Source organism: Sulfolobales archaeon (assembly GCA_038881635.1).
Lineage (GTDB): Archaea > Thermoproteota > Thermoprotei_A > Sulfolobales > AG1 > WYEN01.
Window position 1 is genome coordinate 28,562 of sequence record JAVZPJ010000003.1, and the last position, 12,156, is coordinate 40,717.

The following is a 12,156-nucleotide window of genomic DNA, read 5'->3' on the forward strand; positions in this document are numbered from 1 at the left end:
TTATTTCGATTTATATTTCAACTCCCTACGCATCTTCACTCTTTTCAGATTCTTCCTCACCTGATACAAGACTTGCCTTAACATAGGCAGGCACTCCTAGCAGATATGCTATGTATATTGCATGACTTGGAACCATTCTCTTAACGATCTTATATCCATCACCTTTTATAACTACTCTCGCTGTGTATAGGTTAGTAGTTGTATCTAATTGATCGATCACGACCTTGTCTATCCTCTCACGCACTTCTTTCATCTCATCCTTAAACAAGCTCATAATCTCAAATAGAGTCTCTCGATCATTATATATCTCATCTAAGCCTTTTAACCTCATAATACCCAGCATAACTTCTACAGGGATCTGATACAGGGTAAAAACCCGTCCATCCTCAAGCTCGCACTGGAGCACGGGAACCTGATATGGTGGTGGAGTTATAAAAGTTTCTACATCAATGATCCTTATAAGATCCCTCTCTTCCACTTCTTCTTCAGACACTCTCGGACTCCATAATAACATATCCTTATTTAAGCTAAATATAAAATAGAGCATGATAGACAGCTTATTAGCTTCAGTAGAGGAATAAATTTGAGTGTCTGCGTTGAGTAACGTGGAAGAGATCCTAATAGAAAGCCTGCCCTCCATAGAAGATATAAAGATCTTTGGCAAATGGTCTGTAGTAGGCATAGATGTGAGAGACCCTAGTCTTAAGAAGTATTTATGTCTCAAGCCTGTTTACGTACCTCATACAGGTGGAAGGCATGAGCACAGGAGATTTGGAAAAGCTGAAGTTCCCATAGTTGAGAGGTTGGTGAACAATCTAATGAGAAAGGCTAGGAATACTGGTAAGAAGAATATGACCTATAATATAGTTATGAAAGCATTCGACCTGATACATCTGAAGACAGGTGAAAATCCTATACAAGTTCTAATAAGAGCTATAGAGAATGCAGCTCCTAGAGAAGAGACTACAAGGATTATGTATGGAGGCATAATATATCATGTGGCAGTGGATGTGGCACCGCTTAGAAGAATAGATCTAGCCTTAAGACATATAGCAGAAGGATCTAGACTTTGCGCATTTAGATCTCCTAAAACCATTGAGGAGTGTCTCGCAGATGAAATTATTGCGGCAGCATCAAATGATCCCAAGAGCTTTGCCATATCAAGAAAAGAAGAAATTGAGAGGATAGCTCTAAGCTCGAGATAGAGTAGATCGCGAATTCTCATAGAATACTACAACAAACACTCTGATACTCATGCTAATCCTTTAATAGGTGTCTTATAGAGGATTAAGATCGGAATAAGAAGATCTTCTCATAACATGAAAAGATATAAAACCTTGAAGCGAGTATTCATCCTATTGAAGAAATAAGTAGTCTAAAAAATTACACAGGGGTGGAGTAGTTGACAGCAGAAGAACCTTCTAAACAGCCTAGAATACTTAGAATCTCTGACACCTATATGAAAACCTATCATCTGGTAATGCCTAGACACGCTAATCCTCTAGGTGTTCTCTTCGGGGGATATATGATGGATTGGATCGTCGAGATAGGAACACTTAATACCATGAGGCTATCCAGAAGAAATACAGTACTTGGATTCATAGATAACCTCTTCTTTATAAATCCTGTTAGGATAGGAGATGTACTTATATACAGATCCTGGATCGTGAGAGTTAGAAGAACTTCTATGGAAGTTCTTATAGAAGTTCTATCCAGGAATATAAGCGGGGAATACTACATATCTTCAGCCGCAAAAGCTATTTATGTTGCCCTAGATCATGAGAATAAACCTGTTGACGCAGGTTTTAGAGTCTACAGCGAGAACGATTGGGAGAAAGATCTCTTTGCTAGATTTAGTAAGTGGAGAGAAGATGTAGATAAGCTGATAGAGAAAGAAGATCTTCTATCTGGAGAACCCGAGTATGAGCCTAAATACTCTCTCACTAGTATTAGAAGAGTTTCACCCGAAGATGTAATGTCGGGAGATATAATGTACGCAGGGAATCTTCTTCAGTATATAGATGAAATATCAGGTATACTCGCGTCAAGATACGCTGGTGAAGCTGTTGTCACAGCCTCCGTAGATCAGATAATATTTAAGAAAGCTATTAAATTGGGAGACGTGATAAAATTAAGATCCTCTCTCACTAGAACTTGGAAAAGCTCTATGGAGATTAAAACCGTGGTGAGCAGACTCGCAGAAGATAAGGAGGAAAAGCTTGTTGAGGCGTATTCGACATTTGTAAAGATAGGATCCGAGGGAAAACCAGAACCATTATCACCATATCTACCTCTCACACCAGAGGAGTACAAAGAATGGGTTAGAGCTGAAGAGAGAAGAATGAAACGTATGGATCGTATAGAGAAGTTGCGGATATTTAGGAATAAAAGAATTGAAAATATAGATTTAGAAGATCCGAGACCTTTAACTCTTGAGATAATATAGATGGTAATATGATAATATCAATAAAAACCCTATTAACCCATTAGGCTTCGTATAGATCTATCTAGATCTCGAGAGCGAAAGATATGCCAATCTAAGAAAATGTTGATCACTTACTTAATACAAAAACAGGCTTGAGAATAGTAGCAGTAGAATGCTTAGATTCCCTAGACATAGATTTGCAAAAGATAGAGATGTCCTCGTATGGATGTTTCGAGTTCTACATTATGTTCATATCTCGAATAGAAATGCTTAGCATGTGCCTTACCCTACACAGGATATACATGACACTGATCCCAATGAGAAGCTGGAAAAAATTTATGCTACTCCAGATAAAGGTTTTCCTCGAGATACCTAAGATATGAGGTCTCAAAGAGTCTTCAGAACATCTTCTAAGCCTAATGAAAACCCAGGTGAATTGCAGGAGAAAATATATTAAGCTATGAAGTAATCTAATAAATTCTATATAAGAACTGAACCTCATGATATATGCAAATAAACCTGTTCCTCATGCATACAGGATGCGAGATGTAAGAAGCATATCTGAACACCTCCGAGTGCTAATTCGATCCCAAGATCTATACGGGAGGGATGAAAAGGGTGAAAACAGCTTGTTCAAACCTATATTAGAATTAAACTTTGTAAACTCTCGATCCTCTTGATCTAAGAGATCCTTTTCTAGAATTCTACACAACTCTACGCATACAATAATTTTTATCATACTCAAGCTCCTACTAAAATCTTTTTCTTAATGATAATTTCTTCGCTAAGTCATCCGAGAGGACAATACTGATTCTGGAGGGATTTGTGAAAAATATTCTCTCGAAATATCTATTTAATATGTGAAATGTATATTAAAAACTTTTTATACATCTATTAAGAGAATATGAATCGGAGAGCACCCCCAGTGTATTCTCTGGTAATACCTATTATTTTAAAGCTTTTTAAGGTGAACTTTATAGTCATCTATTCCTAATATATAGATATATTAGTGTTATTACATGATCTGCTTGATCTTACGTAAGATTTATATACCTCCTTAACAGGGATAGTATTTGGAGAGAGTGGTAGAAAATGACTGAGAAGGTAAAGTTCTTCGATATAGTTGCTAAGAAGCCTTTCGAGACAGACAAGTATGAAGTAGTTGTTAAGGAGACAAAAGGAGGAAGAAAGGTTAGAATAGCCTTTGCTGTAAGCCCTTACACTGGTAAGAGAATCGCTAGAATATTAGGGCCTGCCAAGTAAGACAGTTCTTATCTTATTTGCGAAACTCTAGATAAAAAATCTTTTTTTAAATATTCTTTCTTTATTTAAATATTCTTACTGCCTGCATCTATATTAGCTAAGAATGTTCAGAGAGTGTATACAGGTGCTACCTAATCTCTCTTAATGAGTGGAGCATTCATTCTGCAATATCAGGTTTATAAGCTATCTCATACACTTATCTTTGGGAGTGTAAGATGCCTGAGAAACCTCATCTCAATATGGTAATAATAGGACATGTAGATCATGGTAAGAGCACTCTTGTAGGACATATGCTAGTACTACTAAAGCAAATAGATGAGAAGCAACAGAAAGAAGTTGAAGAACAAGCTAGAAAAGCTGGAAAAGAAACTGAGAAATTCGCATGGTTGCTAGATAAAATGAAGGAGGAGAGAGAACGTGGAGTAACCATAGCACTGAGTTTTGTTAAATTCGAGACAGATAAATATTACTTCACAATCATAGATGCTCCAGGTCATAGAGACTTTGTTAAGAACATGATCACAGGAACAAGTCAGGCTGATGTAGCCGTATTGGTGGTTTCAGCAAAGAAAGGCGAGTTCGAAGCCGGTATGAGTCCTGAGGGACAGACACGAGAGCATCTAACTCTTGCAAAGACTCTAGGTGTAGATCAGATTGTTGTAGCCATTAATAAGATGGATCTTACAGAACCTCCATTCAGTGAACAGAGATATAAAGAGATAGTAGATCAGTTGAAAAAGTTTATGAAAACCCTGGGATATAAGGTGGATGAGATACCTTTCGTACCCGTGTCAGCATGGCTAGGAGATAATATAGTGACTCCTAGTGCTAATATGAAGTGGTATAAAGGACCTACACTAGTTGATGCTCTCAACACATTCAAAATACCTCCTAAACCCATTGACAAGCCTCTTAGAATACCTCTGACAGAAGCTATAACAGTTTCCGGTGTAGGCACTGTACTCATAGGTCGTGTAGAGACAGGAGTTCTTAAAGTGGGTGATAAGGTTATTATAATGCCTGTAAAGAAGGGTGGTGATGTGAGAAGCATTGAAATGCATCATACACCTATGCAGCAGGCTTTACCGGGAGACAATATAGGCTTCAACGTCAGAGGTATAGCCAGGCAGGATGTTAAAAGAGGTGATGTGGTAGGACATGAGAGCAATCCGCCAACGGTTGTTGAGGAGTTCAGAGCTAGAATATTCCTTATGTGGCATCCGTCAGCAATAACAGTAGGATATACTCCTGTGATCCACGCCCACACAGCGTCCATAGCCTGTAGAATTGTAGAGATAGAAGCTAAATTAGATCCTAAGACAGGTCAGGTTCTTGAGAAGAATCCACAATTACTCAAGCCTGGAGATATTGCGATTGTAAAGTTCAAACCGATAAAGCCTATGGTTATAGAGAGGTATCAAGACATACCACAGTTAGGAAGATTTGCTATGAGAGATATGGGTAAAACCATAGGTGTTGGCCAGGTAATTGATGTAGTAGCAGCCAAGATCTAGAATCCTTGATTTTCCGGCATAACAGCATTTAATGGTGTGAATAATGAAAGTAAGAATAAGGCTGTGGGGTTTAAATCATGAAAATGTAGATTACGTCGCAAGACAGATAGTAGAGATCTCGAAGAAATCTGGTGTAGAAGTTAGAGGCCCTATACCTCTTCCCACAAAAAGACTGGTAGTACCAACCCTAAGACTACCTCATGGAGAAGGTACCAAGGTTTATGAGAAATGGGAAATGAGAATACACAAGAGATTAATAGATGTAGCAGCTGACGAGAGAGTTATGAGGCAAATAATGAGGATAAGAGTTCCTCAGAATGTATACATAGAAGTCGAGATAATAAGATGATCTCAAGATATTTTATCAGGATCTATCTTCTAACAATATCTTTCGTTATATCTCAAACCCCTCAAATTTAAATACATAGTTTTATCTGTTGCTCTCATAATAGAATATATTTTATCGAAGATATCTATATATGGTGTGCTGTAAGATATTAGAATCATCTGAGATCCTACTCTTATCCAAGAGATCGGGTGTTCGCATTTGCTTCTAAGAATCGACCTATCTAGATGTTTAAGGAATTGGAATAAGCATTCTAAATGCAGAGAGTGTATCGCTGCATGTAAATTTAATGCCTTAAAGGTTGGTGAAAGCAGAGGTATAGAGATCGATGAAACAAGATGTGTTGCATGTGGTAGCTGTGTTTCGGCATGCCCCGTCTCCGTATTTGACTTAGGCGTTGATGAGCTTATTGAAAAAACTGTAGAAAAGAAGAGACCTGGAGCCATAGTTATATCATGTAGAGAAAATCTTAAGACCGAAGAAGATGTGTTTCATAGTTTAAGGCTGTGTATAAACGCTCTGAAAGTCGAACACTATCTTCTAATGCTAGATTCATATGATAAGATCTATATCGATGCCAGATGCGATGAATGTCCTTGGAGAGGAAAAGGTGTTGATATTATAGATAGACTTCTTGAGATAGTTAGTAATAGAGAAGATCTTGAGAAGAAACTAGTTGTATTAAGAGGAGCTGAAGAGACTTTTTATCCTGTTAGAGAAGAGTTCAAAGTTCTGGCAATAGATCTTGCGGAGATAGCCATTCAACTACATGGAATACCATTAGCAGAATTATATGGTGGTTCCAGAGGTATGGACAATAAGAGACTGAGAAAATTTACACCGAGAATCAGGCTCGAGGCTTCGGAAGTTGCTAGGAGAAGAAATCTCGAGATCAGGGTGAAAGGACCGGAGATTATAGAGGATAAATGCAACCTATGTAGAATCTGTGAAGATATATGTCCTACTAATGCTATATCTGTGAATGAGAGATCAGGTGTTATCGCAATTAGTTATTCTAGATGCATAGAATGTCTCCACTGTATAGATCTATGTCCTTACAAGGCTTTATACCCGGATCTTAAGTTGATATACGATATACGACTAGGCTATGTAGAAAACAGAATATGCGAAACATGTGGAAGAGCTTATAATAAAAAACTAGAGGAATGCCCATACTGTAAAGCATCTAAGGATCTTGAGAATTATGTGAGAAAACTATTTACCTAATATCTTGATAATGATAAAATAATATGGTGACCATCTTTAGGTAAAACGATAGCTCTCTTATACATCGAAGATACCCGTAATGATAAAAAAACGAGAGTAAGAATTATGACCTATGAGATCGGGAGTGGCAGAATTGTATTTGAAAAGAAGATCGAATCACTAAAACAAATATCTATAGGATCTGATATCACTCTCAGATTCTTCAGAGGACAGAATTCAGAGTGCATAATAGTATTAGAAGGGATCAAAGAAATACGAGAAGAAAGAGATTCAGTGACCATATCATGAGTAGCAGAAGATATCTTAACCTCTATGAAGAGAGGTCCTCGAGCAGAAGAGGTCTTCATAGGAGAAGAAGGATAGCTCTAAAAATATGCGATAAAGAGATAAAACAGGCAGATGGAGAAAAGATAAGTATCAAACCACTCTACTCGATTGGAGAGGCATATATTGTAAAAACATTTATAGATGAAGAATGTTTTGCTGCTCAAGTAGATCTGATTATGAATCTAAGGAAAGAGGTGAAAGGTTATATTTATATTTATGACAATAGTGGGAGAATCCTCCTTAAGATGAAATACATAAAGCTTAAATTTAGATTCGTGGAGGGAGATCCCAAATACAAAGAGTTGTTCCTGAGAGTAGTAGAACATCTAAAGATTCCATATAAGAATATCAATTGGAAGAAGCATTAGAAAGATACAGTTATGTTAGAATGGGTTGTCATATGTTTTCTTTCTTCTCTAAATATACATATACTCTGTGAAGAGATCCGTGCACAAGTTGCAGCGATAAATATCTGATCTTTTTCAGGTCTAGAGATTCTCTGAATACAACCCATTGATCATGGCTGATAGCTGTGATAAAAGCTCCTCCAGATCTAAGTATTCTAAAAAGTTCTCTGAATAAGGATTCTAATGCTGTTAAAGTGCTTCCTCCTATGAATTTAGATCTTCTGCCATAAGGAAGATCTGATAGTATAACGTCAACAGCATTTTCCCTTATAGGAATTCTAAAAGCATCCGCGATAAATAGATCATAATCCTCACATGAATTACTCTCCAGTAGAGTTCTACACATAAGAATCTTCTCGAGATTAATATCGGAAGCCATGATCCTGAAATTACTCCTACAAGCTTCATATATGAGGTAACCTCCTCCTGCAAATGGATCGTATACCAACATCGCTTTTGAAGGTATGAGCCCGCCCATGAATCTTGTGTCAATAACCTTCATAGTTGCTGAGCCATTTCTCTCTGGAGATTTCCATAATGAAATTTTTCTCCTATATATACTCCTTCCTACAATCATTAGATCTCCAATTATAATACTGATCTTCTCTCTAGATCTTTTCTCTCCATCTACATCGATAGAGCCTCCTCCCAGTATCTCCTTCACTTTTAATGGATCAGGTTTTAACTTTTTCTCTCTAAGAGATCTAATATATATATCTCCCTGCAAAGGCTTTCTCTCACTGAGTAGTCTTAAGGATCTGTAGAATTCATCGAGATCTCTAATATCCTCTATAGCAAATAGAATTTCTCCTAGATCCTTTATAAGAGCTAATCTATCCAATTCTATTAAATTCTCAACCGCTTCTCCCTCAAAGATTATAAAGCCAGGCTCTGTATATATCTCTCGTAATTTATTTCTCTCTGCGAACACCTTTGCCTCTATTAAAGCTTGTTCGATTCTCTCCATGGAGAGTAGTGCATAGATCTTTCCTATGAGATCTATCCTGATCCTCATACTATTTTTTCCTATCTAGATCCTCTCTCGATATAGAGAGCACTATATTCTCAAATTTATCTAGAGAGTTCTTTATAGAATAAGCTTTACTTCTCGCAAAACTTAGAAAGATTTTTAGAAGACCTCTTAACATGAATTGTTTAGCGCCCTTGATATAGAATCTATTCATAATATCCTCAGCCCAGTACATGCTATGCTCTAGAGAAGCCCATAGAGCCTCTAAATGTGCTCTAGTAAGTTTCACACCTTGAATTCCTGAATCCTTATCCTTCCGAAGAGCACCCATTGGAACAAATATCATGGGAACAATAAGACTTCGATAAGGCCTTAGCCTCTTGATAAGCTCTATAGTAGCTATAACATCTTCTTCAACCTCTCCAGGAAGTCCTAGAATAAATGTAGCGGCCGGAATGATATTATGATCATGCATTATAGAAAATGCTTCTTCAGCAATCTCAGGATACTGCTCAGGTCTGTAGGGAGCTGCCTTAGCAGGCATTATAATTTTGGCTAGTCTAACAGATCCTGTTTCTAATCCTACCTCAACACCTAGATAATCTTGCTCGGTTTTTGAATAGATCATCTCAGTTAGTTTTGTTATCAGCTTATACTCTCTCTGAGCAACTACTATAGCTGCTAAAGATGCGTGGCTCCACGCGATACTTTTATAGTGTTTCAAAGCTAGCTCGTGGAGCTTTATAAGAGGTTCTGGAGATGGTATAATACCCTTAGCACCGTAAAGCAGAACATCATCACTATGAAGAATACCTGATGTGATACCATTTCGTACATTCACTAGAATCTCTTTCTCTATCTTCTCTAGAGGATAGTATCTTAGAGATCTTAGAGTCACAGAACAGAAACTACAGCCTCTAGGACATCCTCTCATAATCTCTACAAGTCCATTAACGCTAGGAGCTTTGATCTCTGATATATCTTCGATAGATGGAGCTTCATTCGAACCAACGTAATAGTATCTAGGTATCTCCTCATTATCAAAGATCTTTCTAATGATCTCTGGAAGCACTCTCTCAACCTCTCCCTCAATAACCATATCTACTCCTACTTCATCCCATAACTCGGACTCCCACAGCCACTGCCATGAAGCAGGTCCTCCAGCTATTATCTTCAAACCCTTCTTCTTAGCTTTTCTAATAGATTCTCTCGTAATGAATCTTATGAAACTTCTTCTGTTCACAGGAGTTTTCTTTGTTATAAGCCACCACTCAGAACTAGGCGGCCCATACGCGAAGTAGTCGTGATGTCCTATCATAAGAATCTTTATCTTCTCAAGATACCTATCTATATAGTCAGGATCTATGACAGCAGCCTTATAACCAAGATCTATAAGCTTCGCCTCAACCTTTCTAAGTCCGTAAGGAGCTACCTTAGGCCTGCCAAACTCGTCTACTTTAGGTTTAGGACAGCATATGTACATCCACATGAACTCGGGAAGGAACATTGCAGGACCTGTAGCCATAAAACCTATAAACTCTTTACCGTGATGATCTGTCATCATACTTCTATCAGTTGTTATGGCTATATCTATGTCAAGGGTTTTCAAGACATTCCACCTAGACGGCTGTTATTCATAAGTGATATAAGCATAATTATTTATATAAATTTCTAAGGAGATTTTCTAAAAAGCTTATATAATACTCTAAGCAGTTCTTCATGATTCTCTACTTTAATAATATTTGATATATAACCTTCTTTATCTTCGCTTGGGCAAGTAGTACAATTAAGAGCTATAGGATATCCTACTACTCTGAAGCCTGGGAGATCCCATATGCTATCTCCTATGAATATAGATTCGCTTTCATCAAGTCCTAATCTGCTAAGTATTCTCTTTATAACTCTGTCTTTTCCCAAAGGTTCTACTAGTGGTATTCCTCCTGGAATTAGATATCCTCTCTCGTCAAATACGAGATGATTTGCATACACCTCTCTTATTCCTAGGATCTCCCCAGCTCTTCTTGCTAGAATTGAAACCCCTCCACTAACTATTGCGAAGTTCTCTACATTGTTCTCTCTAGCGATTCTCATTAGATCTCTTATCTCGCTATATATACCTACTCTTCTATAAGCTTCTACAACATCTTCTTTGTGAATTCTTCTCTTCGCCCTGCTTATAAGAATCCTGATCTCTTCGGCAATCCATCTGCTATAGCTAATCTCTCCTTCTAAGTATTTTCTTAAGAGAATGCTGGTATGACTTCGATCTGATCCTGGCGTGAAATACTCTCGCAGATACTCCCATGAATTTCTTATCTTGGTAACAACACCGTCCATATCGAAGATTATTATTCTAGGTCTCATAAAATCACTCTAGAATTTTAGATCCTTCTAGAGAGATCTATGTTCTTACAAATAGATCTCAGAAGTTCTTCTATTACATCTCCTAGGAGAACAGATCCTGATAATATATCTCTCACGCTATACACCTTCTCATCAGCTAGTATATTCAGGGCTAGTTTTTCGTACTCCTTAGCGATATCTTCTGAGACCAGGTCTCTTTTATTCAGAAGAACTAGTAAAGGTTTGTCTACTACTCCTACTTTTTTAAGTATATCTACTGAGGTGAGTAATTTCTCGATGAAGTCTTCTACAGAGTCTGTAAGATCTGCAAGCAACACTATTTGATCCGAGTACTTTAACTCTGAGATCACAGCATGAAATAAATCTACTATCTCCTCAGGCATTTTACGTATGAAACCAATTGTATCTATAACTATAATCTTGCCACACATGGTGTTAACCAAACCACTCTTAGGAGCAAGTGTCTTAAATAGTGCAGAACCTGTAAGCTTATTATCACCTGTGAGCTTGTTGTACAATGTAGTCTTACCAACAGATGTATAGCCTACTATAGCTACTGTAGGAATACCCAGCTTAGTTCTACTAATTGTCTGAAGCTCTCTTTTATACTTGATCTCATCTAATTTCCTAGAGATCTTGGAAGCTTTTCTTCTGAGAGAGTTGAGCAAAGCTTCATAACCATATGCTCCAGCGCCCATAAAACCTGCCTGCTCACCTAGCTTAGAGAATCTTACATACTCTTTTATGAAAGGAATCTGATGTCTTATTCTGAGAAGCTCTATCTTAAGTTTAGATTCCAGAGTTCCGGCATTCTGCTCAAAGATCTTTAGTAGCAAAGTCACTATATCCCATATCTCAGTATCTTTCAGGCCTCTAGCTAGATTATAGTATTGCCAGGGTTTAAGCCTGTCATATATTACTATTAGTGAAGGCTTCTCACTCATGTTATCTGAAAGAACTTTGACAAGATCTTCCTGAAGATAATATCTGTGGTTAGGTTTCTTCACATAATGTATCTCTGGATCTTTGATCCCTAGCGTGTCTAGCAAAGCTATAGCTTCGCTAAGGTACTTCCTCTCTTCTTTCTTGATCACTAGAATTGTTTTCATATGATTAGTATTTTTATTACTACATCACCTCTCTCAATACATTTAATCTCTAGATATTGATTTTTATCTAGAGCTTTAATATATTGCGTGATCAAAGTCATGCTTCTTAGATTCAAAATTGATCATAACATTGCTTCTCATATTAGAAGAATCATTATGATTATTTTTCATTATTATCTTGAATACTCCTCAAATTTTTTATGA

12 protein-coding genes are annotated in these 12,156 nt (G+C 37.3%); 7 read left to right on the top strand and 5 right to left on the bottom strand.

Annotated elements, in window-relative coordinates:
• Positions 1 to 25: 25 nt before the first annotated feature.
• Entirely contained in the window at positions 26 to 493 is a 468-nt protein-coding gene (locus QXS89_02835; protein ID MEM3831117.1) for a bifunctional nuclease family protein, read from the bottom strand.
• Positions 494 to 620: 127 nt separating this feature from the next.
• Here QXS89_02835 and QXS89_02840 point away from each other — a divergent pair, with 127 nt between their 5' ends.
• The 7 genes from QXS89_02840 to QXS89_02870 all read left to right on the top strand — a co-directional run bounded on the left by QXS89_02840 (position 621) and on the right by QXS89_02870 (position 7,470).
• On the top strand, positions 621 to 1,205 hold the full coding sequence (locus tag QXS89_02840) for a 30S ribosomal protein S7 (protein MEM3831118.1): 585 nt from the start codon (positions 621 to 623) through the stop codon (positions 1,203 to 1,205).
• A gap of 197 nt (positions 1,206 to 1,402) precedes the next feature.
• Positions 1,403 to 2,446, top strand: coding sequence for a hotdog domain-containing protein (locus QXS89_02845; protein ID MEM3831119.1), 1,044 nt, complete (start codon positions 1,403 to 1,405; stop codon positions 2,444 to 2,446).
• Positions 2,447 to 3,517: 1,071 nt separating this feature from the next.
• Positions 3,518 to 3,688 (top strand): hypothetical protein, encoded by a 171-nt coding sequence (locus QXS89_02850; protein MEM3831120.1) that lies wholly within the window; start codon positions 3,518 to 3,520, stop codon positions 3,686 to 3,688.
• Positions 3,689 to 3,903: 215 nt separating this feature from the next.
• Positions 3,904 to 5,202, top strand: coding sequence for a translation elongation factor EF-1 subunit alpha (gene tuf, locus QXS89_02855; protein ID MEM3831121.1), 1,299 nt, complete (start codon positions 3,904 to 3,906; stop codon positions 5,200 to 5,202).
• A gap of 43 nt (positions 5,203 to 5,245) precedes the next feature.
• The gene (gene rpsJ, locus QXS89_02860; GenBank protein ID MEM3831122.1) at positions 5,246 to 5,551 is read left to right on the top strand and encodes a 30S ribosomal protein S10; all 306 of its coding nucleotides are present in this window, start codon (positions 5,246 to 5,248) and stop codon (positions 5,549 to 5,551) included.
• 198 nt (positions 5,552 to 5,749) lie between these two features.
• Positions 5,750 to 6,775: a 4Fe-4S binding protein gene (locus tag QXS89_02865; GenBank protein MEM3831123.1), complete on the top strand. Its 1,026-nt coding sequence runs from the start codon at positions 5,750 to 5,752 to the stop codon at positions 6,773 to 6,775.
• A 284-nt stretch (positions 6,776 to 7,059) separates the two neighbouring features.
• On the top strand, positions 7,060 to 7,470 hold the full coding sequence (locus QXS89_02870; protein ID MEM3831124.1) for a hypothetical protein: 411 nt from the start codon (positions 7,060 to 7,062) through the stop codon (positions 7,468 to 7,470).
• Positions 7,471 to 7,498: 28 nt separating this feature from the next.
• Here the strand turns inward: QXS89_02870 and QXS89_02875 are convergent, their stop codons facing one another.
• The 4 genes from QXS89_02875 to QXS89_02890 all read right to left on the bottom strand — a co-directional run bounded on the left by QXS89_02875 (position 7,499) and on the right by QXS89_02890 (position 11,952).
• Positions 7,499 to 8,524 (bottom strand): methyltransferase domain-containing protein, encoded by a 1,026-nt coding sequence (locus QXS89_02875; GenBank protein MEM3831125.1) that lies wholly within the window; start codon positions 8,522 to 8,524, stop codon positions 7,499 to 7,501.
• 1 nt (position 8,525) lies between these two features.
• Entirely contained in the window at positions 8,526 to 10,040 is a 1,515-nt protein-coding gene (locus tag QXS89_02880; GenBank protein ID MEM3831126.1) for a radical SAM protein, read from the bottom strand.
• Positions 10,041 to 10,150: 110 nt separating this feature from the next.
• Positions 10,151 to 10,843 (bottom strand): HAD-IB family phosphatase, encoded by a 693-nt coding sequence (locus QXS89_02885; protein ID MEM3831127.1) that lies wholly within the window; start codon positions 10,841 to 10,843, stop codon positions 10,151 to 10,153.
• 17 nt (positions 10,844 to 10,860) lie between these two features.
• Positions 10,861 to 11,952, bottom strand: a complete 1,092-nt coding sequence (locus QXS89_02890) for a GTPase (GenBank protein ID MEM3831128.1) — start codon at positions 11,950 to 11,952, stop codon at positions 10,861 to 10,863.
• Positions 11,953 to 12,156: the final 204 nt, after the last annotated feature.

Excerpts from the sequence above, each read along its gene's own strand:
- QXS89_02890 (MEM3831128.1), bottom strand. The coding sequence starts at position 11,952 with ATGAAAACAATTCTAGTGATCAAGAAAGAAGAGAGGAAGTACCTTAGC.
- rpsJ (MEM3831122.1), top strand. The coding sequence starts at position 5,246 with ATGAAAGTAAGAATAAGGCTGTGGGGTTTAAATCATGAAAATGTAGAT.
- QXS89_02870 (MEM3831124.1), top strand. The coding sequence starts at position 7,060 with ATGAGTAGCAGAAGATATCTTAACCTCTATGAAGAGAGGTCCTCGAGC.
- tuf (MEM3831121.1), top strand. The coding sequence starts at position 3,904 with ATGCCTGAGAAACCTCATCTCAATATGGTAATAATAGGACATGTAGAT.
- QXS89_02875 (MEM3831125.1), bottom strand. The coding sequence starts at position 8,524 with ATGAGGATCAGGATAGATCTCATAGGAAAGATCTATGCACTACTCTCC.
- QXS89_02850 (MEM3831120.1), top strand. The coding sequence starts at position 3,518 with ATGACTGAGAAGGTAAAGTTCTTCGATATAGTTGCTAAGAAGCCTTTC.
- QXS89_02880 (MEM3831126.1), bottom strand. The coding sequence starts at position 10,040 with ATGACAGATCATCACGGTAAAGAGTTTATAGGTTTTATGGCTACAGGT.
- QXS89_02885 (MEM3831127.1), bottom strand. The coding sequence starts at position 10,843 with ATGAGACCTAGAATAATAATCTTCGATATGGACGGTGTTGTTACCAAG.